Consider the following 24,481-nt stretch of genomic DNA (forward strand, 5'->3'; position numbering starts at 1 on the left):
GAGGGGCATCTCGTTAATTTATAATAGATTAAACTCAATAATTTTTTTTCATAATTGATCCGTTATTTATTAATTCTCAATTTTGGCTATAGACATTTTACCGTTGTATGGAGTACTTCCTTTAGACTGTAAAGCTTTTTTAGCCTCTTCAATATTGTCAAATTTATCATAGTAAATAAAATATCTACTTGTGTTAACGTCATAGAAGAAATTTATGTTGGTCTGTCCCGCAGCGACTGTTTTTGTTAAAAAAGCATCTCTTTTCGCAACATCGCTATGAACGGCCACCACTAAATAATAACCACTATTCACATTTTTAATACTTTTTAAAATTTGCATGTTGGCCTGTTCTTCTCCATAATCAAAATCTGCTGGTTTTAACAGAGTAGCACTGTAAGGAGTCGTCTCTTTTATGCGTTCCAGGGTCGCTTTGTCTTGTGAAAATCTATCTCCTTCATTAACAAAGGCAGCCTTTTTTATTCTTCTTTTTTTCTCGATTTCGGTGGCAATTTTGATTTGTTCCAATGATGAAACTAAATCCTTGTTTGATTGAACTGCTTGTGATTGCTCGTTTTTCAGTGCTTCAATTGTTTTCAAATAATATTGGTTCAACGTTTCGTTTTTATCAGAAACTTTCTTGATTCTTTGATTGTACAAACCTTCCAATTCTTTGATCTTGTCATTTTGAATTTTGTTTACTTCTGCTATCTGAAGATTCAAGGTTTCCAATGCTTTGCTTTCTCCTGCAGTGCTCTTGAATGGTTTTGGCTCTTTGAATATGCCTTTTTCACTTAAATCATTTTCCTCCTTCATATCCTGAAGATCTTTCTGTTTAGCGGATACGGTAGCATTCAAGTTAGTCAATAATTGTTGTTGGGTCTTTTTAGCATTTTCTAATGACACAGCTATATTATCCATCGATTTTGCAATATCATCTTTTGGCGCTACAGCAGCTTTAGCGAGAGCATCGGCTTTAGCTTTAGCATCAGCATCCAATTTTGCTTTGGCATCAGCGGCTAATTTTGCTTGAGCAAGGGCGTCGGCTTTAGCTTTGGCGTCAGCGGCAAGTTTTTCTTGGGCAAGGGCGTCGGCTTTGGCTTTGGCATCAGCTGCTAATTTTTCTTGGGCAAGAGCGTCGGCTTTGGCTTTCGCATCAGCTGCAAGTTTTTCTTGGGCAAGAGCATCTGCTTTTGCTTTGGCATCTGCTGCAAGTTTTGCTTGAGCAAGAGCATCGGCTTTGGCTTTGGCGTCAGCGGCAAGTTTTTCTTGAGCAAGGGCATCGGCTTTGGCTTTGGCATCAGCGGCTAATTTTGCTTGAGCAAGGGCATCCGATTTAGCTTTGGCATCTGCTGCAAGTTTTGCTTGAGCAAGGGCGTCTGCTTTGGCTTTGGCGTCATCGGCTAATTTTGCTTGGGCAAGAGCGTCAGCTTTGGCTTTAGCATCAGCAGCTAATTTTTCTTGAGCGAGGGCATCCGCTTTGGCTTTGGCGTCAGCATCCAATTTGGCTTGAGCGACAGCATCTGTTTTTGGTTTGGAAACAGTTGTTGGTTTAGATTTGGCAAGAGCATCAGCTTTGGCTTTGGCGTCAGCAGCCAGTTTTGCTTTTGCAAGAGCATCTGCTTTTGCTTTGGCATCTGCTGCAAGTTTTGCTTGGGCAAGAGCGTCGGCTTTGGCTTTGGCGTCAGCTGCAAGTTTTGCTTTTGCAAGAGAATCCGCTTTAGCTTTGGCGTCAGCATCCAATTTGGCTTGAGCGACAGCATCTGTTTTTGGTTTGGAAACAGATGTTGGTTTAGATTTGGCAAGAGCGTCGGCTTTGGCTTTTGCATCAGCGGCCAATTTCGCTTGAGCGAGGGCATCAGCTTTAGCTTTCGCATCAGCTTTGACCTTGGCGTCAGCGGCTAATTTTGCTTTTGCAAGAGCATCGGCTTTTGCTTTCGCATCGGCAGCCAATTTCGCTTGAGCGACAGCATCTGTTTTCGGTTTGGAATCAGTTGTTGGTTTAGGTTTGGCAAGAGCATCAGCTTTGGCTTTCGCAGCGGCATCCAATTTGGCTTGTGCAACAGCGGCTCTTCTTACCTTTACCTCGGCAGCCTGTTGTTCTTTTTTCGCTTTTTCTTCAGGAGTTAGTTTAGGTGGCGTATATGCTGTTCTTCGAGTATCGGCAGCAGGAATTACAGATCCTTCTTCGTCATCAACATATGAATTATTCTTGCTTTTGAATTTATAAGCCAAAACAATTTCGTGTGAGGCTCCGAAATTTGATAAATCACCTGTTCCGGTTTCATAATTATATTCAAAAGATATGTTTTGTGTGATGTTCAAGCCTATTCCTCCAGAGATTCCGTACAGTGAGTTGTATCCGGCTTGCGCCCAAACTCCAATCGGTATGTTAAGCATGGCCAATCCTGAAACTATGGTTTTGTCTTTTTTGAATTCGGTCTTAAGTAAACCTGAAAATTTACTTCTGTCGAAAAACCCGTTTGCATCGATATATCCGGTGTGCATGATGTGGGCTTCAATGCTTTTTTCAGGATCATCCTCAACTATTTTGGAAGTATTGATATTATATAAAACCAAATTATTTACCGAAAGACCGAAATCAAGAAAAGCCGTTCCGTAATTAATTCCTGGATTCACGGTTATTAAAGCATTTGAAGGTATGTTTTCCAGTGATGGATCTGGGTAATTTGTAATTACTTTTGATTCATTTAAACCGCTTTTGTAAACTCCTAAATTAACCCCAAAAGTTAGATTGCTATCGCTTTGAAGTTGAACATTGTGGGCATAATTTGCCACTGCGCCAAAAGTGGTCAACATACCGTAATTTTGCTGAAACACGCCAAAAGCAATGGCTTCATTTTCCCTGAATCTTCCTGAATAACTAAATAAATAAGTTTGTGGAGCATTTTCGAATTGGATCCATTGCCTTTTATTATATAAACTAATATATGTGTTTTGTTCTCTAACAAAACTGAACGTTGGATTGATAATATATCTATTGAACTTTAAAGAATTCCTAACCGGAAGTGCAAACGAAACAACTCCATCCTCTTGGGAATAGAGCATTTGCTTCGCAAATAAAAGAAAGACAATAACTACAAAGTACTGTTGTTTCATATTATTTCACTAGAGTTATGGATCCTTTTTTTACTTTCCCACCTTGTGTTGTCAGAATATAATAATAAACCGGGTTTACATTTTTAAAATCAATTTGGCTTTCTGGCCAATTGTTTAAATAATTATTGGAGGTAAATACAACTTCGCCGGTAGCGCTCATTATTACAACTTCCGTGTTGCTGCCAACACTGTATTCTTGGGGTATTACCCATGTATCGTTTATCCCGTCATTGTTCGGGCTAATCAAATTGGGAATTTCGACAACACTTGAATCTACGGCAGAATTTACTTCAAAAGGAATTTCGTCCACAATGACACATCCTGAATTTTGGGTAACTATGACTTTATAACTTCCCTCGCTGGTTACTGCATAAGTATTTCCTTGAACCCCCGCTATTAATGTATTATTTTGATACCATTGAAAAGTGGGATTTACGGCATTTGTCGTTACAACAACATTCTTCGTTTCTCCATCTATAATAACACTTGGGTTGGGAATGTTTATGCTGCTTTCCATTTTAAATTCTTTCAAATCTATGGAATAAGTATTGTTACAACCGCCAAAATCAATGGCTACAGAATATAATCCTGCTTGGTTTGTCGTATATGTTGCACTGGTTGCCCCGTTTATTTTCACATTGTCTTTATACCATTGATGTGAATTTCCCGCCATTGAACTAAGTGTTGTGAGATTCCCTCCTGAACAAAAAGGATTTCCCAAACTTGAGGTTATGGCTCCTGATGTTCCTCCCGAAGCTTCGGAAACAGTCACGCTATTGGAACGAGAATTGGAATCGGTACATGAAGCATAATCAATGGCAACATAATAGGTTCCTGCCGAGTTTACAAGTAATGATGGCCCCGTTTGTCCAGAAATAACAGTCGTTCCTTTGTACCATTTATACTTTATATTCGGATAATTTGCCGGCGAGGAGTTGGGTATGCTTGGTGTTGGATTATCAATCGATAAAGTAACATTTCCGCCTGTGCAAATAGTGGCAGTTGATTGTCTGTTGTTAATATAATAAACGTCTTCAAATGGTTTGTAATAGGCCGGAAAGAACGACAAAGTGCCGCTCGGGTTATTGGGGTCTTTTATGGAAAAACTACCGCTAACAAATCCCGTGGAACTTTTGACTCTCAGCTTGTAATTTTCAGATCCAATTAAATTTGTGGGTACTGCAAATGTTACCGTTTTTTGGCTAACCGTCACGTCGATTGTGGACAAGGTTGTCGTACTAACAGGATTGGTGAAACTTCCTGAAATATCTGAAAGCTGTACTTCAAAAGTAGTTGAAACCGGGAAACCCGCATGATTGAAAGTCGCATCAAACTGATTGTAATTACCCGCACAAATTTTACTGAAAGTTAGCGTTTGGGGAGCTATGGTTTGGCCGTTAATTGTTGTGGTTAACGAGAAAACCAAAGACAAAAAACAAAAAAAATATTTATTTACAATGGAAATCTTCATCAACTAAAATATTTACTTAGCCGGTATTTAAATAAATATTTTTTTTATAAAAATTACGGCTCAATTATTACAAAAACGTTCATTTTATTTGTTTTATTTAATCTTCGCTTGAAACTGTTATTCCACCTATTCGCAATCTAAAATCGGGTCTTTTATCATTCATGAAATCAATGAAAGTCACATTGTTCTCGGCTTTGGAATAGACATTGGCAAAAGCGGCATTTCCGTACCAACTTTCTAAATCTTCGTTATTGGAATTGTCCGCAACAAAAATATTACCCTTGCATAGATTGAAATACATCTGTTCCAATTTGATTTTCTTTAGATTTTCATCATTAATATAGATTGCCTTATCCAACAATATCGCGGGATTAAAACCAGAAATCACACTTTTCTTGAAGTCAATCGAAGCATTGTCGGCAATGAAAACACCCTCTTTAATTAGGCCAGATTCTATATCGGCTTTCACATTTTCACTATTGTTGACCAATGTTAAATTTCTTGCCGTAACAAAAGTGTGCTTTTTGGTAAAATCAACTTCTTCTTTTTTATTATAAGAAAGCACATTCAAACAACGAGAACCCGTGCTGTTTGTCAAATAAGAAGAACGAATGGCCAATGAATTTTCTATACGGCATTGTGTGCCATAATTAAATTTATAATCATCATTGCTTGATTTATAAGAAATCAGCTTTAACAAATTGACTTCTCCTCCCAGGATTTCAAAAGAATCTCCGCCAGAATGACTTGCCATTACATTTTCGATTATGGTTTTATTTCCAACTCCCGCCAATAACAACGCATTAAAATTATCGCCTCCTTTGACTTTTGCTCCTGCGAATTCTATTCTTACGAATCTTAAAACTCCAGAATTACTGGCTGTATTATTTCCTCCATAACCCGATAAAAGGGCATCTGTGTCAAAATTTACTGAAGAAACATTCCCAAATTTATTGGTCGGCGCATCACCAAGAATAATTATTCCTCCCCAATCACCCGATTTTCTAACAGTTTTGTTGGAAGTAAAAACTATGGGATCCGTTTCTAAACCTTCGGCAATTATAGAAGCTCCTTTTGTAATAATAAGAGAAGCTTTGGACTCATAATCTCCCATTATAACTGTTCCGGGTTCAATGGTCAAGGTTGCATTGTTTGTTACATAAACATTGCCTTGCAACAGATATACATTTTTTTTGTACAGCTTTGTGTCTGCATTGATATTACCTGTCAAAATCTGGTTTACCTCGTCATAATCAATTTTGTTGGGTTTAAAGTCTGTCCAGTTATTTAACCAGCTGTTAAATCCTGTTATTCCTTTTTCTTGTTGTGCATTTATGTCACAAACCACCAAAAGGACTAATGCTATTATTTGTATTGATTTTTTCATGACTTAAAATTTATAATTTTTCAGCATTTTTTCTACCCAATTTTTAAACTTAAAAAAGAATGATCTTGTTGATGAAATTACATGTCGTCAAATTCATGCAATGATTTCAAAATGTTTTCATAAAATAGAATGGCTTTTACCAAATCGTCCTTGTCGGAATAAGGCAATATCTTTTTTTGATAACTGGTCGTTGTCTCAAGATAACTTGTCGTGTTTTCTTCCTGTGATTCAAAAGCCTTTCTGTACTCGGAAGTATAAGGAATTCCAAAATCAATCAGGGTAATCCCTGGTTTAGTGGCCAATGCTATATAAGGTAATGTTTTGGCAAGAACTCCCACTCGTTCTACACACAATTCTAGCAACGCACCTTTGGGCAGTTCGGACAATTCTTTCTTGTCATAAAACTTTTTTATTATGGCAGTCCTGCTGATAATACTTTGTGGAGCGTTTTTACTTTGAGAAAAAGTTGCTGTCGATACTAATAAAATAATAATACTGGTAAAAATAATTTTAGATTTCATAGGCTAAGCTTTAATTGGGTTAACAAACTTACAAAACAAAATTTAATCTACAATTTTATTTTTCAATTTTATATATTAAAAGTATTACAAATTATTAAAAATATTACAAAATATCGAATATATCTGCACTTAATCCGATTTTTTTGAAATGACTGACAACAATTTAACAAGATTAATAAGCTGCAAAAAAAATATTATAAAGAATTAACATAGCTTTTTTAAGACAATATTTAAATTTTTAAGCCGGCAAAACATCGCATTTCATAAAATAAAAACCATCGAATAAAAGACTCGTTAATCCGATTGTTTAAAAAATGTACGTTTGGAGGTCAAAAACAGAAACCTGTATAATGGACTCTCTGGAATCCACGATTTCTTAAAACTTTGCAATCTAAATTTCGGGGCTATTCCTATTTCTGCTATATTTGCCTTATGCAGTTTTCAGAAATTTTAGGGCAGGAACACATCAAAAACCACTTGACGCGAAGTGCCGATTTAGGCAGGATTCCCCACGCACAATTGTTTGTAGGACCGGAAGGAAGTGGCACTTTGCCAATGGCGATTGCCTATGCGCAATACATTTTGTGCAACAACCAGAACGGGGAAAATTCGGGTTCCAATGAAAGTTGCAATCTTAAATTCCAAAAAATTTCGCATCCCGATTTGCATTTCGTTTATCCAACCGTAAGCACCGAAGACGTGAAAACAAAACCCAAAAGCATTGATTTCATTGCCGATTGGAGACAATTTGTTGCCCAAAATCCCTACGGAGGTTTGTTCGATTGGTATTCCGTTTTAGGAGTCCAAAACAAACAAGGAGAAATCCGGGTTGACGATGCGCAAGAAATTTTGAAATCACTTTCCTTGAAATCCTACGAAGGCGGTTATAAAATCATGATTGTTTGGATGGCCGACAAAATGAACACGGCCGCTTCCAACAAATTGTTGAAATTATTGGAAGAACCGCCGGAAAAAACCATTTTCATACTCATTTCCGAAAACGAAGAAGACATTATCCAAACCATACGTTCTCGTTGTCAGGTTTTACATTTCATAGGATTAAGCGAAAGTGTTATTACCGAAGCCTTGGTTTCTCGCGAAAACATGGAGCCAAAACTGGCCACGAAAATCGCCCATCAAGCACAAGGAAATTACAACAAAGCCCTGCATTTGCTCAAGGATGACAGCGACGAATTTCCGTTCGAACAATGGTTCGTGGTTTGGGTTCGTGCGGCTTTCAAGGCCAAAGGAAATGCAGCCGTGATTGCGGATTTGATTCAATGGAGCGAACAAATAGCCGCTTTGGGAAGAGAAACCCAAAAGAAATTCCTGCAATTTTGCATCGATATTTTCCGTCAGGCGTTGCTGCACAATTATGAAACACCAAGTTTGGTTTATATCGAGCCAACGGTCGAAAATTTCACGATAGCAAAATTTGCCCCTTTTGTAAACGGCAACAACATTCACGAAATATTCCAGGAATTATCCGATGCCATATATCATATTGAACGCAACGGAAATGCCAAAATCATTTTGACCGATTTGTCCATCAAACTCACTCGTTTAATACATAAAAAATAAGTTTATGAACAACGCTGCCTCTATTCTAATTTTGATATTTCTGGCTCTTACATTTATACAATCGGGTTATGAAAAACTCTTTTATTGGAAAGATAACGTCGATTGGCTCAAGGAACATTTTGCCAAAACCAGACTCAAAAACTTGGTGCCTTTGGCCTTGGGACATCTTCTGGTTTTAGAATTAATTTCGGGAATTTTGTGCATAGTGGGTGTCATCGAACTTTTGGTGAACAATGGAAGAACTTTTGGTTTCTTTGGTGCCATTTTTTCGAGCATTACTTTACTGATGATGCTTTTCGGACAACGATTGGCCAAAGATTATGACGGCGCCAGAACCATCGTCATTTACTTTATTCCTGCCGTCATGGCGGTGTATTGGTTGAATTAGGAAAGAATCAATTTCAATGGCAATTTCAATGACAAATAATAAAAATAAAAACTTTGTGTCTTCGTGACTTTGGGGCAAAAAAAATTGTGACTTTGAAATAAAAACTTTGTGCCTTCGTGCCTTCGTGGCAAAAATCTTTACACCAATAAGCTATGACTCCAAAACATCCTTCCGAATCTTTGACCGTGTTGACCGATTTGGTTTTGCCAAGTGAAACCAATGCCTTGAACAATCTTTTTGGTGGCGAATTATTGGCTCGAATGGATCGTGCTGCCAGCATTTCGGCTGGAAGACATTCGCGCAGAATTGCCGTGACCGTTTCGGTAAACCACGTGGCTTTCAACAAGGCCGTTCCTTTGGGAAGCGTTGTCATTATTGAAGCCAAAGTATCCAGGTCCTTCAAGACTTCAATGGAAATATACCTTGACGTTTGGATTGAAGAACGAGAATCCGGCGAAAGAACCAAATCCAATGAAGCCATTTATACATTCGTGGCGGTAGATGAAATGGGGAAACCTGTTGAAGTACCGCAAATTATTCCCGAAACCAAACTCGAAATCCATCGGTATGACGATGCCTTGAGAAGAAAACAATTGAGTTTGCTCTTGGCCGGAAAAATCAAACCTGAAGAAGCCACGGAATTAAAGGCGTTGTTTGTGTAAAATTCTTTTTCTTAAACCAATTTAAAGACAATCTTAATGAAAAAAATTACCCTAAATCTGATAATAATTTTATTACTACAAAGTTGTAACGAAAACAAAACCATTAAGTATTTAAAACTAAATGACAATCAAACTCTTAAAAAAGGAGAATGGTTAAGCTCAACAGACTCTTTAGCGGGAATCAGTATTAGGGAAAACAAAATAGCTTTTTTCAAAAAAATGGTATTTAATTCCGAAGACATTTGTGGATTTTCTATTATAGATTCAATACATAAAAATGACAATTCAGAAAAGAAGATTGGGATGTTTTTATTAGTGGTCAAAAACAAAGACACTACAAAATACAAAATTTTAAAAAGAAGCGAGAAATTGCTTGTAATAGAAAATAAAGGCACAACAGAAACTTATAAATTCTGGAGATAAAAATGACCACATAAGAATAGTGTTTTTTTAATCCAAATTCTCAAAAACATTCCCATTGCTTCTTCCAAAAAAAGAAGTATTTTTACCAAAGATAAGTACCAAAATAAATGAAAGAAAAGATGAGTTCAGAAAAAGAAGCCAAATTAAAAGCACTACAACTTACACTTGACAAACTAGATAAAACCTACGGAAAAGGCACCGTGATGAAAATGGGCGACAAAGCCATCGAAGAAGTGGAAACTATTTCTTCTGGGTCTTTGGGAATCGATTTGGCCTTGGGAGTTGGTGGTTATCCAAAAGGAAGAGTGATTGAAATATACGGTCCAGAATCTTCAGGAAAAACAACCTTGACATTGCACGCCATTGCCGAAGCCCAAAAAGCGGGTGGAATTGCTGCTTTTATTGATGCAGAACACGCTTTCGACAGAAATTATGCCGAAAAATTAGGAGTAGACATCGAAAACTTGATCATATCGCAACCAGACAACGGGGAACAAGCCTTGGAAATTGCAGAGAACTTGATTCGTTCTGGAGCCATTGACATCGTAGTAATTGACTCGGTTGCCGCTTTGACTCCAAAAAGTGAAATCGAAGGTGAAATGGGAGATTCCAAAATGGGTCTTCATGCTCGTTTGATGTCCCAAGCTTTGAGAAAACTAACCGGAACCATCAGCAAAACGAATTGTACCGTTTTCTTCATCAACCAATTGAGAGAGAAAATTGGCGTGATGTTCGGAAATCCTGAAACCACGACAGGTGGTAACGCCTTGAAATTTTATGCATCGGTTCGTTTGGATATTCGTCGTTCCACACAAATCAAAGATGGCGAAAACGTGCTTGGAAACAGAACCAAAGTTAAAGTGGTTAAAAACAAAGTGGCTCCGCCATTCAAAACTGCCGAATTTGACATCATGTACGGTGAAGGAATCTCTAAAACGGGAGAAATCTTGGATTTGGCCGTTGAATTTGAAATCATCAAAAAAGCAGGTTCTTGGTTCAGTTATGGCGAAACCAAATTAGGACAAGGTCGTGATGCGGTAAAAGCGTTGATCAAGGACAATCCTGAATTAGCCGACGAATTGGAAGAAAAAATCAAGGCCAAGATTAAAGAAAATAATGCTTAATATTTTAAGAAAATTATTAAATGCTCGGATATTTATTCGAGCATTTTTTTTGGTCTAATTTCATTTGGCAACAGTAATTGAAAAATCATTTTTTGATAATCAATATTTTTTTGGGTAATGACGCAACCTTTTTCATTCATTTTCATCTTATACAAGATGCATCCAAATTATAAACCTAAAATGAAAAAAAAATGAAAAAAATCGTGTTATTTGTAATTCTAATTACCTCTTTATTAAGCTGTAGTGTCGATAATGACAATACTAGCTATACTTATAGCGTACTGCCAGTTGAAAGCTATGTTGTGCCTGCCAGTTTTACTTTAGGAGAAACCTATGAAATAAAATTGAAATACCAAAAACCTACTTCTTGTCATATTTATCAAGGAATTTATTATGACAAAAACTTGAACACCAGAACGATTGCCATTCAAACTGCCGTACAAAACAATCAGGTTTGTACAGCAGACGTTCCTCCTGTCTCAGAAGTTTCATTTAACTTTATCGTCAACAATACAGGCTCCTACATCTTTAAATTTTATAAAGGAAAAGATGCCAATGGAGAAGATCTTTTTGAAGAAGTTGAGATTCCGGTAGTTCAATAAAATAAAAAATCTGTGGTATTAGAAAAGCTAATTAGCGAATGTCAAAAAAACCAACCCAAAGCTCAAGAACAATTGTATCGATTGTTCGAAAAAAAGTTTTTTGGGTTGAGTTTGAAATATTCCTCTAGTTATGCTGATGCCCAAGATAATTTTCAAGAAGGATTCTTGATTATATTTCGAAAAATAAATCAATACAGCGGAAAAGGTTCTTTTGAAGGCTGGGCAAAAAGAATACTGATTAATAACGCACTCCAAAAATACAAAGGAGTGCGTTTTATGGAAGTAATAAACGACAACATTCCCGATGTTGATGTGGAAATAGACGATGAAGCAATATCATTGGACTATTTAATGCAAATCATTCAGGAACTACCCGATCAATATCGAATTGTTTTTAGTTTATATGTGTTGGATGATTATTCACATCAAGAAATTAGCGAAATGCTCTCCATTTCCACTGGTACAACTAAATCGAATTTGCATAGAGCACGGCTTATCTTGAAAGAAAAAATCGAAAAAAAAACAGTGACGAATCTAAAAATATCGGCAAAATGAAAGAGAAAAAAAATATAGACCGATTATTTCAAGAACAATTAAGGGACTTTGAGGCGAATCCGGACAATCAAGTTTGGCTCAATATCGAAGCGGAATTAAAGAAGAATAAAAAACGAAAAGTAGTCCCGATATGGTTTAAATATTCAGGAATAGCTGCCGCATTTTTATTGGGTTTATTCACTTTGAACACGAATCAAACTTTCCATTCGAAAACAGAAAACGGTATTGTTTTTGATACTAAAATTTCCGAAAATTCCTCCAACAAAAAACAAGCATATTATCAAAATAGTTCAAAGAAAGTACAAATTGTTGGCAATTCCAAAGAAAATATCAAGTACAAAAAAGAAAAAATTAATACTAATTTTTCAAAATCAGTTGTAAAAGATGAAAAAGAAATCAAGCCTTATAATTCCTCAAATGCCCTTGGTGACAAAAAAAAGAATCCTAATGATGCTGACGTTTTTCTACCAAAAAATAATTTGTCGGTAAAACAACCGGCAACTAATGAAAGTAATTCTAATTACAACTCATTAAATCCCGAGAAAAACAGCGTTTCAAATGCAAATTCTTTAGCGAACGCACCAAATCAAGCCATAGAAAAAAAGAACATCAAAGAGAACGAAGATTCTAAAAAACAACCATCAATCAATTCAGAATCGACAAACGAATTAGAAGAAATCTTGAAAGACAAATCGGATCAAAAAAAGGCTGTGGTATCTAATTCTAAAAATAAATGGCAAATTACTCCCAACGTTGCTCCAGTGTATCTGAATGCAAAGTCAGGCGGTTCCCCTATTGATGACCAACTATCTGATTATGAAAAAAAATCAGATAATAGCGTTAGTTTTGGTCTAGGCATACGCTACGCCGTGAGCAATAAAATAGCCATTAGAACTGGAGTCAATAAAGTAGTTCTTGGTTATAACACGAATAATGTATTGTATTCTACAGGGTTAACCGCCAACAATTTGAAAAATGTTGACTATTTATCAGACAACGTGGTTAAATTTGTAAATCAAGCCAATTATAGTTCATCCTCAACATTTGAAAAAGAAATACAAAGCACCAATAAAGGTACTTTAAACCAAAAGATGGGCTATTATGAACTGCCAATGGAAGTTTCTTATGCTGTTCTAGACAAAAAATTTGGAATTAATCTAATTGGTGGGTTCAGCACTTTATTCCTGAATGAGAATACCATTTCATTGGTGTCGCCTCAATCCAATATTGAACTTGGCGAAGCAAAAAACTTGAATCAAGTCCATTTTAGCACCAATGTAGGTTTAGGGTTTAAGTACCAAATTCTAAAATCATTCCAAATTAATGTCGAACCAATGGTTAAATATCAATTGAATACATTTTCAAATAATTCTGGTGACTTTAAACCCTTATTTATTGGATTGTATTCTGGTATCAGTTATGGATTTTAATTTGGATTCGAAATGAATTATTAAGCTAGTTTTTCTTCTGAAACTCCAACAATTGTGCGTAAATTATTTTCCACGATTGCTCTTTAATACTGTTTTTGTCAGCCATTGTTTTTGCTTTCGTTTCAATAAAAGAATGCACTTTAACCCTCATAATGCCGGGACTTCCGCTATGAAAAGTAAAAGAAAAACGTTCCTTGTTGTCTCCAAAAGTCATTGGAACAATAGGCAATTGGTGTTCGATGGCCAATCGAAATGCGCCGTCCTTGAAATGGTCCAAAAGTATGGATTCATCATCCGGAACGCCGCCTTCGGGAAAAATACAAATGCTGAGTCCTTGATTGATTCTTTTTTGGGCACGTTCAAAAACACCGTGCTTACTTCTTGAACTTTTCCTGTCCACCAAAATACAGGTGCGCTTGTAGAAAAATCCAAACAAGGGAATTTTAACCAATTCTTTTTTCCCCACAAAAACAAAGGGTTTGTTTATTGTGACAAGCATCAACATAATGTCGATCATCGAAGTGTGATTGGCAATAAGCATATAACTTTTGTCTTTGTCCAATTCCTGCTCTTTATCAATTTTATAATAAAATCCCATTCCGAAAAGAATGATTTTGGCCCAAATTCTAGCCATTTTAAAGAAATAAGGATAACCGCTTTCAGTCAAAATGGACAACACCAAAAAAGGAAGCATAATCAAAATAGGAACAGCCATTAGGATATAAAACCAAACCCGCCAAAGTACCCAAAAAACAATTTTTATTCCTCTCATAAAGCCAAAAGTAAGTAAAACTATGCTATTATTTATAAAAGCATTAAATTTGGAAACTTTTAAGAAATTAAAACAATAATCTTTGCGAACTTCGCGGTCAAGAAAAAAATTATAATGGCAAAAATACTCACCGGCGTTCAAAGTACAGGAACACCACATTTAGGAAATCTGCTTGGCGCAATCATTCCAGCAATCGAATTATCAAATAATCCAGCAAACGAATCCTTTCTTTTTATAGCCGATTTGCATTCGATAACCCAAATAAAAGACGGTAAAACATTAAGACAGAATACTTTTAGCGTGGCAGCTGCTTGGCTTGCTTTTGGTTTAGATATCAATCGTGTTACCTTTTACAGACAATCCGACGTGGTTCAAACCGCTGAATTAACATGGTATTTGAGTTGTTTTTTCCCTTTCCAAAGATTGACATTGGCGCATTCTTTCAAAGACAAATCCGATAGATTGGAAGACGTCAACGCCGGATTATTTTCTTATCCAATGCTGATGGCTGCCGATATTTTATTGTATGACGCACAATTTGTTCCTGTGGGAAAAGACCAGTTGCAACATGTGGAAATCACCCGTGACGTGGCTTCTCGTTTCAATCATCAAATGGGTGAAACATTCGTGCTTCCTGAAGCCAAAATTCAAGAAGACAGTATGCTTATTCCGGGTACCAATGGCGGAAAAATGAGTAAATCGGCCAATAACATCATCAATATTTTCTTGGACGACAAAGCCTTGCGCAAACAAGTAATGAGCATTGAAACCGACAGCACTCCATTGGAAGCTCCAAAAAATCCAGATACTTGCAATGCTTTTGCCATCTATTCCTTGTTGGCCAATGAAGAACAATTGGCACAAATGAGAGCCAATTATTTGGGTGGAAATTACGGTTACGGTCACGCCAAACAAGCCTTGTTTGAACTGATTGTGGAAAAATTCAAAACCGAAAGAGAGAAATACGATTACTACATCAACAACCTCGAAGAAGTAGATGCTTTATTGAAAAATGGCGCAAAAAAAGCAGCCGTTCAAGCCGATGGTGTTCTGGCAAGAGTTCGTGAAAAACTAGGATTTGAATAATAAGTTTAAAGTTCCTAAAATGAAAACAGCTCTGATTTTTATAATTTTAGTTTTAATAATCGGCTATCAGTTTAAAGGTAAAAAATTAATAATCAATATAAAGGACACTTACTTTGTTATGTCTTATTTTACATTGGCAATTTATATTGCTTATGGAACAATAATAATCCAGATATTACTCTTTATTGTAAAATATTTGAAAAGCAGGTAATTGTACCCAGTAGTTTTTGGCAAGAGTTAGAGAAAATTTGGGTTTGAATCTATCTAATTCCTATTATATATTTAAAAAGAATCCTAAAAAAATTGAGAATCTTTCAAACTATAACCATTATAAAAAATCGTTTAAATTCCAAAAGTATTGCCCTCATAATTTCAGACGCTTCCAGCGTGACAAACTAAATATAGCGCATTTATTACACATTAATATATTCTTGCTATTTGTCACGCTGGAAGCGTCTCTAAATAAAACAACTAAAACAAATCGTTTAAAAAATTCCAATCTGGATTAATCGTATTAATCAATATTTCTTTTTTATCTCGTTTCAAATCTTTAATTTCTTTCTCACGAGCAATAGCAAGCTGTATCCAAGTAAAATGTTCATAATAAAGCAAAAATTCAACATTATATCGTGCAGTAAAACTATTTGGATTTGTTTTTTCTTTATGTTCTTGCAAACGTCGTTTTAGGTCATTTGTAACACCTGTATATAACACTGTTTTGTTTTTGTTAGTCAATATGTAAACATAAAAACTGTAAATACCTTCTGTGTATTCTATCATAATGTACTCTTAAAATCTATTATTATTGCCCTCATAATTTCAGACGCTTACAGCGTGACAAACTAAGTAGAGCGCGTTTGTTGCTCATCAATATATTACCAACCTATTTTTTTTTGCTATTTATCTCGCTTGAAGCGTTTCAATTACCTTTTTTTTAAATTCGTTTATATCGCCTCAAACAATTTCCCCGGCAAAGGTCGAATCACGCCTTTGAGTTCCATATTCAACAGCATTCCCGAGATTTTATAAATTGGGAAATCACATCGCAAAGCGATAATATCCATCAATTCTTTTCCGTTTTTTAGGAGATAATCATACACTTTTTGTTCGTCATTTTCGAGCGTGACGAAAAGTTGCTTTTGCACTGGTTTTGCCTTGCTTTCAATATCCCAATTCAGGATGTAAACCAAATCGGCGGCGCTGGTCAACAGGTTTGCTTTTTGGGTTTTAATCAAGTTGTTGCAACCTTGGCTGTATTTGTCGGTGGTTCGACCGGGAACGGCAAAAACATCGCGGTTGTAATCATTGGCAATATTGGCCGTGATTAACGAACCGCCTCTTTCGGCAGATTCGATAACAATCGTGGCTTCTGAAATTCCTGCAACAATGCGGTTTCTACGAACAAAATTTTCTTTTTCGGGATTGGAGGAACTCCAAAACTCAGTCATAAAACCTCCGTTTTGCTCTACTTTGGCCACGTATTTCTTGTGATTTTTGGGATAAATTTGGTTCAAGCCGTGCGCCACGACGCCAATAGTTTGCAAATCGTGTTCCATCGCCAATTGATGGGCAAAAATATCAACTCCATAAGCAAAACCGCTTATGATTACAGGATCAAGCGGCGCCAAATCTTCAATCAATTTTCGACAAAATTCCATTCCGTAAGACGTGATTTGTCGCGTTCCCACAATGCTGATGGTTTTCTTGTTTTTCAAGTCGATATTTCCCGAAGTAAACAACAAAACAGGCCCATCAATGCAATGTTTCAACCGATCTGGATAATTTTCGTCCTGAAAATAGGCTACGTTGATTTCGTTTGATTTTATGAATTGAAGTTCTTGTTCTGCTTTTTCGAAAACGGTTTTGTTTTTTAATTTTTGCAATAAAACAGATCCTATTCCATCAATGGCAGCAATTTGGGAAGCTTTGGTCTTGAAAACTTCGGCTGCGTTTCCGCAATGAGCAATTAGTTTTTTGGCCATAATATCGCCCACGCCTTCCACTTGTTGCAATGCCAATAAATGAAATAAATCTTGGTCTGTCATACTAATCGTTTGAACCTGAAATGTATAAAATTTTAGGCGGATTGTTAATAAAAATTGTGAATAAAATTTTGATAACTATTCTCAATGTATAACTTTGTAACTATGAATATCGAACCTTACATCGCGCAACTCTTGTACCGTTACCAATGTGTAACCGTTCCTGGTTTCGGAGCTTTTTTGACCGAAATCCAATCGGCTCAATTAATTGAAAGCTCCCATTCGTTTTTTCCTCCAAAGAAAGTGATTTCTTTCAATGCCCATCTAAAAAACAACGATGGATTATTGGCGAATCACATTGCACAAGCCGAAAAAACGTCTTATGAATATGCCATCAGCGCCATTCAATACGAGGTTTTCAACTGGAAAAAAGCGTTACAGGAAAACGGATTGTTTTCCATCAAAAACGTGGGGAATTTTTCGCTTAACGCCGATAAAAATTTGATTTTCACGCCTTACGACCAAACGAATTATTTGACTAATTCTTTTGGTTTGAGTGCTTTTGTTTCACCGATGGTGAAAAGAGAAATTTTCGAACAAAAAATCGAAGCTTTAGAAGAAGAAAAAGAAGTTATTGCTTTCGAGCCAGAAACTAGAACAGCAAGACCTTATTTAAAATACGCCGCTATTTTTGTTCTTGGATTAGGTTTAACCGGCGTCATTGGTTATCCGGTTTACCAACAACAAATTGCCAATGAAACGATTATTGTAGAACAATCTGTTCAAAAGCAAGTTCAAAACAAAATTCAAGAAGCCACTTTCTTCATTGAAAATCCAGTTCCTGCCGTAGCCGTGACACTTACCGTGAAAGAAGAAAAAATGTCTTATCACATTATGGCGGGTGCATTTAGAGACGAAAAAAATGCCCAAAAGAAATTCAAGGAATTATCCAGCCAAGGTTATAAAGCGCGTAGAATTCCACAAAACAAATACGGATTATTTCCTGTTCTTTACGGAAGTTACGCCACTTTTGCCGAAGCCGAAAAAGCAAGCCAGGAAATTCAAAAAACTGTAAATCCTGATGCTTGGGTGCTGGTTGAATCATTATAATTTAAAATCCTGTTCATTTTTCGAACAGGATTTTTTTTGCTGTTTAATTCAAACTCGCCTTGAACATTCTTAACTCTTCCCAAGTGAATTTATCGCCATATTTTTCTTTTAATGGCGAGATTGATTCTTCTTTGTAACCATAAAAAGCCTCGGTTAATTCCTGTATTTTATCGTCAGGCAAAACATCATTGATGCTTATCGTTTTGGCAATAATTAATTTGGTTAAATGACTCAAAATAGTTTCCTCGGTAAACTTTCTAATCGCAGCAATTTCCTTGATAGTATTCTTTTCGAGCCACAATTCATAGGTTTCCTGAATCGTCGATTTCTTGGGTTCTTTTATTGCTTTTTTCTTTTTGGCGTAACGTTCAATATCGGCTTCATCTTCAATCAAGGTAATATTGACTTCCTTGAACTGATTTTGAATGGCCTCGGTTTTATGGCTGATGTATTTTTTGATTACATCCGAAGTTAATTTTTCCTTCGAAATCGTTTCTCCGGCCACCACGGTTTCAACCAGTAATTTGGCCTTCATCAATCGCAAAACGACCTTGGTTTGCAGTTCTTCCAAAACCATTAATTCATCATAAAAAGCTTTCGCCTTTTTGAGGCGTTTGACCTCTTCCACTTTCCAAAGAATTTCAAAAACCAAATCGTCCATTGGTTTGATAAAATAATTATATGCCGCTTGGAAACGTTCCGAAACGTGATTCAAATCGACGGTTTCCGTTTTGAAAATTTTATTCAATTGCAGAATGAATTTTTGGGATGGATCCAAAAGCCTGTCTATGGCTTCCAATTGTTTTGCCGCCCAATTGGCCTGTTTGGATTTGGCCGAGCTTTCGGAATTATCCGAATAACTAAACTTGTGATTGCGCCATTCTTGAGCCAATTCTGCCCAATCAAAACTGGTTGTCAAATAGTTGTGGATGAAATTCTTGGTTTCAAAGTGCAAAGCATTCGCTAAAAACGAATCAGAAGATTTGTTCAACGAATAATCCATCACGTCTTGATCGTTCGAAATACCGTTCATTCGCAACGGAGAAAGCAAAATTAAGCCTTTTAACGAACGCAAACGCGACAAAGCCACATATGCTTGTCCTGGAAGAAAAACTTGCGAAACATCGAGCGCAGCTTTGTCAAATGTCAATCCTTGGCTTTTATGAACGGTAATCGCCCAAGCGAGTTTTATTGGATAATGAACAAAAGTCCCCAAAACCTCCTCCTCGATTTCCTTGGTCAATTCATCCACTTTGTAACGAATGTTTTCCCATTCGTATTTCTCGACTTCGATGGTCGTGTTTTCTTCGGGAAAATGAACCAAAATCTCCTCTTTCGAAAGCGATTTTATAATTCCCATTTTGCCGTTGAAATACTTTTTGTCAAAAGACAAATCGTTTTTCACGAACATCACTTGTGCACCTACTTTCAACTTCAATTCTTCATCAACAGGATATATTTTATCCGGGAAATCTCCGACAATCGATGGTTTGTAAACCACCAGCTTTCCTTCCAAATCTTCCAAAGCTTGGGCATTCATTGCGTCCGCTTTGGCATTGTGGGTTGTCAAAGTGATGTAGCCTTTGTTGGCTTTCAAATCGAAATTAGGATTTACGTATTGGTTCAAATTTTGAATGTCTTCTGTAGAAATTTGATTGTTTCTCAAATTGTTTAAAATCGAAATAAAAACATCATCTGTTTGACGAAAAATCTTGGACAATTCGATGTATAATGGCGGATTTTGCTGGATAACGTGCGAATGAAAAAAGAATTTTCCTTTGTAATACGTTCTTAAAGTTCGCCATTCCTCGTCTCGAATCACGGGCGGCAATTGCAATAAATCACCAATATACAAAACTTGAACCCCACCAAATGGACTGCTTTTTTTGCGAACAGTTTGCATCATAAAATCCATCGCATCCAACAAATCAGCGCGAAGCATGCTCACTTCATCAATGATCAACAACTCCATATTTCGAATAACCGATTTCTTTAAACCACTCATTTTGAAATGTCTTCGCAAAGTGGCTTTGGTTTCGAACTTGGTATTTTCCGAAAAATGTGGCAATGAATTATCTGGAATAAATCCACCAAAAGGCAACTGAAACATCGAATGAATCGTAACTCCACCGGCATTCAATGCCGCAATTCCCGTTGGCGCCACGACAACCGTATTCTTGTGTGTCGTTTGAATAATTTCACGCAGCAAAGTCGTTTTACCCGTTCCGGCTTTTCCCGTAAGGAAAACTGAACGATGTGTCTGATTGATAAATTGCAGGGTGTAAACGGCGGCTTCGGAAATGGCTTGCATAAGGCGTATAAATTTGAAAGCTAAAATATTGTTTTTGAGGAGACAAAACAAAAAATGTCACGCAATTGCGTGACATTTGATAGGCTAATTTTACAGAAATTATTTTTTAGCTTCCTCTTTTGTGGCTGAAGCTTTGTATTTTTCATTCAATAATTTCACGATTTCTTTGGTGATGTCCAGTTTTTCTTCGGCATACAAAATAGATGCTGGTTCGCCAGTTCCGTAGATGTAAGTATATCCTTTTTCTTTACCGTAATCTTTGATGAATTTTTTCACGCCTGTAACTAAACTATCCATTTCAACACCAACTTCTTGTTGTAATTGTTGAGCCAATGCTTGTTGAGCTTGAGCTAATTGTTGCTCTCTTCTTTGCAATTCAGCACCTTTCTTTTGAGCCCATTCTTGACCGTTTGCTTGTGCCTGTGATTGAAAATTACTTGCCTCTTGTTTGAATCGATTAATTTCAGCTTCAAGCTGTCTTCCTTTTTCGTCTGCTTTGGCTTTGTACTTTTCTTGAATATCATTTGCCTCGGTATATTCTTTCATTAAAACCGAAGTATCAACATAAGCTGTTTTTAATTCCTTGGCAGCTGCTGCAGGTTTTTCATTATTATTACAGGAAACTATTGTAATTGCAAGAGCAATAATCACTATTATTTTTTTACTCATGTTTTCAATATTTTTTTTTGGGTATTCGTGAATCTTCGATTTCATTTTTATTTTTTTTCTGATTTTTAAGAATTGGTAACAAAAATATAAAAAAATAGATAGCATTGTTATAAAGTTGGAAAAATGCTACACTATTTATGGTATAAGAATTTGTTATTGTAATTTTAGAATTGATAATTTGAATTGATTAAAACCGGCTTTATTAGCTTTAAAATAATCGATTTTCTCAAAAAAGACAACACAGATTAGTTTTGGCAGCGAAAACACTTCTTAAAAGCGCTTAAAATGATTTTCACTTGTTTTTTAGGATGTAAATGTGTGAAGAATACTCAAAATTCTCCTTGGCCTTCCAATTGGATTGTAATCCCGTTAAAAAAGCGCTGATGAAATTCATTTTACCGGATTTGTATTTTTCGGAAAGCAAACTCACATAAAAAGAGTCAAATTTCATTGGCAAGACTTTTTCCAATTTCATTTCTTCACTTTCGAAAAGCAATTGTATCGCCGTTTTGGAAAAATGCCAAAAATGAATCGGCACGTCAAAAGCTGCCCAAAATTTTCCGTAGTGTTTTGCATCGAATGATTTGAAATTGGGAACTGCAATAATTAATGTTCCGGTTGGTTTTAGCAAACGTTTCAATTCTTTAATTTGTTTGTCTAAATCCGGAACGTGTTCCAAAACGTGCCACATCGAAATCACGTCAAAAGAATGATTTTCTAATTCACTTGTTTCCTCAACAAAAGAAACTCCTTTGTTTTTTGCAATTGCTTTTGCCCTGTCACTTGGTTCCACTCCAATTGTTTTCCAACCGTTATTTTTTGCCACAGACAAGAAATCTCCTGTACCTGCACCAATATCCAATATTCGTCCTTTATTAGGTTGAAGTGAATTGATTAAATTCAATTTATTCTTTAAAGCAATACTTTTTATGAAATGGTATAATTTTTCAAACAAAGAACGTTTGTTGTCGGTATGAGAAATATAATCTTCGCTTTCGTAGTATTTACCCAAGTTTTCCAAACTCGGTTGCGGATGTGTAATCAACATATCCAGAGTTTCGTCATAGTACAAATCGAAAGTTTCTTGAGAAACCGAATAATCTTTTACAGTAAGAAAATGTTTTTTGTTTGAAATGTCCATTTATTAATTTTATTCTTTTTTTTAAATTTTCAACAATACCAAGCCTTCACAAAGTAGTTTCACGTGGAACAAATGATTTTAGATTGTTGATTAACGATGTAAGATTGCAGATTTAAATCAAAAATCGTTAATCCACAATCTGAAATCACAAATCTTATCTTCCCATATAAATCAACAATACGGAAACATCGCTTGGCGACACTCCGCTTATTCTTGATGCTTGTGAAATTGTCACCGGGCGAATTTTGCTTAATTTTTGTTTGGCCTCAATCGACATAGATTTGATTTTGTTGTAATCGAAGTTTTCAGGAATTTTTACATCTTCCAAACGTGTCAATTTATTCGCGTTGTTTCTTTCCTTTTCGATATAACCGGAATATTTCACCTGAATTTCGGCTTGTTCCAATATTTCCTGATCTAAATTATTCTCCGCAACATAAGCAGCCACTTTTTCGAATTTGATAATATCTTCCAAATCGATTTGCGGACGAGAAAAAACTTTAAACATTTTATCCCCTTGCGTAATTAAAGCGGTATCCTTTGATTCCAAAATTGGATTCGCTTCGGCTACTGTTACACTGGTCTCTTTGAAAAATGTTACCATCTTTTCAGATTCATTCAATTTGTGCTCCATTCTACGCAAACGCTTTTCAGAAGCTAAACCAATTTCATACGACATTGGCGTCAATCTGAAATCGGCATTGTCCTGACGCAATAAAGTTCTGAACTCAGCTCGAGAAGTAAACATTCTGTATGGCTCTTCCGTCCCTTTGGTAATTAAGTCGTCAATTAAAACACCAATATAAGCTTCGTCCCTTTTTAAAGTAAATGGTTCTCTTTCCTGAGCTTTTAATGCGGCATTTATTCCGGCCATCAATCCTTGAGAAGCTGCTTCTTCATATCCTGTCGTTCCATTTATTTGTCCGGCAAAATACAAACCTTCGACTAATTTAGTTTCCAACGTATGTTTCAATTGTGTTGGTGGAAAATAATCATATTCAATTGCATATCCAGGACGGAAAAATTTAACTTTTTCAAAACCTGCTACAGAACTCAATGCTTTAAATTGAATGTCTTCTGGCAGCGATGTAGAAAAACCATTTACGTAAACCTCACAAGTATTCCATCCTTCCGGCTCTACAAATAACTGGTGTCTTTCTTTATCAGCAAAACGATTAATCTTGTCTTCAATAGATGGACAATATCTTGGCCCGATCGATTGAATTCTTCCATTGAACATTGGAGAACGATCAAAACCTTCTCTCAAAATATTGTGGACTTCAAGTGAAGTGTACGTCATATGACAAGACCTTTGATGAACCAAAGGCGATGTTACATCAGAATATGAAAATTTATCCGGCTTTGCATCTCCTTTTTCTTCGTTCATTTTAGAATAATCCAAAGAACGCCCATCCACACGCGGAGGCGTTCCCGTTTTCATTCTTCCGGATTGAAATCCTGCATTCACCAAATCCTCGGTAATTCCATAAGCAGCACTTTCACCTGCTCTTCCTCCGCCAAATTGTTTTTCTCCAATATGGATCAAACCATTCAGGAAAGTTCCATTCGTCAACACCACCGATTTCGATTTGATTTCAATTCCAAGTGCAGTCCGAATTCCTTTTACTTTGCCATTTTCAATTAGCAACCCTTTTACCATTTCCTGATAAAAATCAAGATTTGGCGTTCTTTCCAGCATCAATCTCCATTCTTCAGCAAAACGCATTCGATCACTTTGAACTCTTGGCGACCACATTGCAGGCCCTTTGGATTTGTTCAACATCTTGAACTGAATTGCAGTCTTGTCAGAAACAATTCCGGAATAGCCACCTAGCGCATCAATCTCACGAACGATTTGTCCTTTTGCAATTCCTCCCATTGCAGGATTGCAAGACATTTGTGCAATGTTTTGCAAACTCATTGTAACCAGCAAAGTTTTCGAACCCAAATTCGCAGCCGAGGCTGCGGCTTCACATCCGGCGTGACCTGCACCAACTACAATTACATCATATTCTTCTAGAAACATTTTCTTCTTGTTTTTGATTTCAGACTTACGTCTAAAATCATTGTTTTAAACTTTGTTCCACGTGAAACAATCAATTTCAAATTACACACAAAACGTTTTTGATTTCAAAATCGTTCTATGCAA

General features: G+C 36.3%; 21 protein-coding genes. 10 read left to right on the forward strand and 11 right to left on the reverse strand.

The genetic code is table 11. The annotated features are described in order from the left end of the window. Positions 1–69: 69 nt before the first annotated feature. The 4 genes from BUC16_RS02530 to BUC16_RS02545 form a co-directional block, all read right to left on the reverse strand. The gene (locus BUC16_RS02530) at positions 70–3,117 is read right to left on the reverse strand and encodes a PorP/SprF family type IX secretion system membrane protein (RefSeq protein ID WP_073367685.1); all 3,048 of its coding nucleotides are present in this window, start codon (positions 3,115–3,117) and stop codon (positions 70–72) included. A 1-nt stretch (position 3,118) separates the two neighbouring features. Then, on the reverse strand, positions 3,119–4,588 hold the full coding sequence (locus BUC16_RS02535; protein WP_084546073.1) for a T9SS type B sorting domain-containing protein: 1,470 nt from the start codon (positions 4,586–4,588) through the stop codon (positions 3,119–3,121). A 97-nt stretch (positions 4,589–4,685) separates the two neighbouring features. Beyond that, positions 4,686–5,975: a beta-helix domain-containing protein gene (locus tag BUC16_RS02540; RefSeq protein WP_073367688.1), complete on the reverse strand. Its 1,290-nt coding sequence runs from the start codon at positions 5,973–5,975 to the stop codon at positions 4,686–4,688. A 77-nt stretch (positions 5,976–6,052) separates the two neighbouring features. Next, a complete protein-coding gene (locus BUC16_RS02545; RefSeq protein ID WP_073367690.1) occupies positions 6,053–6,496 on the reverse strand; it encodes a hypothetical protein in 444 nt (147 codons plus the stop codon). A gap of 432 nt (positions 6,497–6,928) precedes the next feature. Here BUC16_RS02545 and BUC16_RS02550 point away from each other — a divergent pair, with 432 nt between their 5' ends. The 8 genes from BUC16_RS02550 to BUC16_RS02585 all read left to right on the forward strand — a co-directional run bounded on the left by BUC16_RS02550 (position 6,929) and on the right by BUC16_RS02585 (position 13,261). Then, positions 6,929–8,077 carry a DNA polymerase III subunit gene (locus tag BUC16_RS02550; protein ID WP_073367691.1) on the forward strand — a complete coding sequence of 383 codons (1,149 nt, stop codon included), beginning with the start codon at positions 6,929–6,931 and terminating at the stop codon, positions 8,075–8,077. A 4-nt stretch (positions 8,078–8,081) separates the two neighbouring features. Next, entirely contained in the window at positions 8,082–8,465 is a 384-nt protein-coding gene (locus BUC16_RS02555; RefSeq protein WP_073367693.1) for a DoxX family membrane protein, read from the forward strand. A 152-nt stretch (positions 8,466–8,617) separates the two neighbouring features. Then, positions 8,618–9,127: an acyl-CoA thioesterase gene (locus BUC16_RS02560; RefSeq protein WP_073367695.1), complete on the forward strand. Its 510-nt coding sequence runs from the start codon at positions 8,618–8,620 to the stop codon at positions 9,125–9,127. 36 nt (positions 9,128–9,163) lie between these two features. Continuing rightward, positions 9,164–9,550, forward strand: a complete 387-nt coding sequence (locus tag BUC16_RS02565; protein ID WP_073367696.1) for a hypothetical protein — start codon at positions 9,164–9,166, stop codon at positions 9,548–9,550. A gap of 119 nt (positions 9,551–9,669) precedes the next feature. Further along, positions 9,670–10,674, forward strand: coding sequence for a recombinase RecA (gene recA / locus BUC16_RS02570; RefSeq protein ID WP_073368665.1), 1,005 nt, complete (start codon positions 9,670–9,672; stop codon positions 10,672–10,674). Between the two features lie 191 nt (positions 10,675–10,865). Continuing rightward, positions 10,866–11,276, forward strand: coding sequence for a hypothetical protein (locus tag BUC16_RS02575; protein ID WP_073367698.1), 411 nt, complete (start codon positions 10,866–10,868; stop codon positions 11,274–11,276). Between the two features lie 12 nt (positions 11,277–11,288). Next, positions 11,289–11,831, forward strand: a complete 543-nt coding sequence (locus BUC16_RS02580; RefSeq protein ID WP_073367700.1) for an RNA polymerase sigma factor — start codon at positions 11,289–11,291, stop codon at positions 11,829–11,831. Continuing rightward, positions 11,828–13,261 (forward strand): hypothetical protein, encoded by a 1,434-nt coding sequence (locus BUC16_RS02585; protein WP_073367701.1) that lies wholly within the window; start codon positions 11,828–11,830, stop codon positions 13,259–13,261. The genes BUC16_RS02580 and BUC16_RS02585 overlap by 4 nt, the downstream gene beginning before the upstream one ends. 25 nt (positions 13,262–13,286) lie before the next feature. On the opposite strand, the gene BUC16_RS02590 is transcribed toward BUC16_RS02585, so the two are convergent. Further along, positions 13,287–14,033, reverse strand: a complete 747-nt coding sequence (locus tag BUC16_RS02590) for a lysophospholipid acyltransferase family protein (RefSeq protein WP_073367703.1) — start codon at positions 14,031–14,033, stop codon at positions 13,287–13,289. 114 nt (positions 14,034–14,147) lie between these two features. On the opposite strand from BUC16_RS02590, the gene trpS reads away from it, so the two are divergent. After that, on the forward strand, positions 14,148–15,119 hold the full coding sequence (gene trpS, locus BUC16_RS02595) for a tryptophan--tRNA ligase (RefSeq protein ID WP_073367705.1): 972 nt from the start codon (positions 14,148–14,150) through the stop codon (positions 15,117–15,119). 471 nt (positions 15,120–15,590) lie between these two features. Here trpS and BUC16_RS02605 read toward each other — a convergent pair whose 3' ends face one another. Then, the gene (locus BUC16_RS02605) at positions 15,591–15,899 is read right to left on the reverse strand and encodes a GIY-YIG nuclease family protein (protein WP_073367708.1); all 309 of its coding nucleotides are present in this window, start codon (positions 15,897–15,899) and stop codon (positions 15,591–15,593) included. Positions 15,900–16,063: 164 nt separating this feature from the next. Beyond that, entirely contained in the window at positions 16,064–17,164 is a 1,101-nt protein-coding gene (gene dprA, locus BUC16_RS02610) for a DNA-processing protein DprA (RefSeq protein WP_073367710.1), read from the reverse strand. A 102-nt stretch (positions 17,165–17,266) separates the two neighbouring features. Between dprA and BUC16_RS02615 the strand changes: the two genes are divergently transcribed. Next, positions 17,267–18,211, forward strand: coding sequence for an HU domain-containing protein (locus BUC16_RS02615; protein WP_073367711.1), 945 nt, complete (start codon positions 17,267–17,269; stop codon positions 18,209–18,211). Positions 18,212–18,254: 43 nt separating this feature from the next. On the opposite strand, the gene BUC16_RS02620 is transcribed toward BUC16_RS02615, so the two are convergent. The 4 genes from BUC16_RS02620 to mnmG all read right to left on the reverse strand — a co-directional run bounded on the left by BUC16_RS02620 (position 18,255) and on the right by mnmG (position 24,358). Then, a complete protein-coding gene (locus tag BUC16_RS02620; protein WP_073367713.1) occupies positions 18,255–20,522 on the reverse strand; it encodes a helix-turn-helix domain-containing protein in 2,268 nt (755 codons plus the stop codon). Between the two features lie 99 nt (positions 20,523–20,621). Continuing rightward, on the reverse strand, positions 20,622–21,236 hold the full coding sequence (locus BUC16_RS02625; protein WP_244534324.1) for an OmpH/Skp family outer membrane protein: 615 nt from the start codon (positions 21,234–21,236) through the stop codon (positions 20,622–20,624). 247 nt (positions 21,237–21,483) lie between these two features. After that, the gene (locus BUC16_RS02630) at positions 21,484–22,332 is read right to left on the reverse strand and encodes a class I SAM-dependent methyltransferase (protein WP_073367714.1); all 849 of its coding nucleotides are present in this window, start codon (positions 22,330–22,332) and stop codon (positions 21,484–21,486) included. Positions 22,333–22,486: 154 nt separating this feature from the next. Further along, the gene (gene mnmG / locus BUC16_RS02635) at positions 22,487–24,358 is read right to left on the reverse strand and encodes a tRNA uridine-5-carboxymethylaminomethyl(34) synthesis enzyme MnmG (protein WP_073367716.1); all 1,872 of its coding nucleotides are present in this window, start codon (positions 24,356–24,358) and stop codon (positions 22,487–22,489) included. Between the last annotated feature and the right edge of the window lie 123 nt (positions 24,359–24,481).

The organism is Flavobacterium fluvii (assembly GCF_900129545.1).
Classification (GTDB): Bacteria; Bacteroidota; Bacteroidia; order Flavobacteriales; family Flavobacteriaceae; genus Flavobacterium; species Flavobacterium fluvii.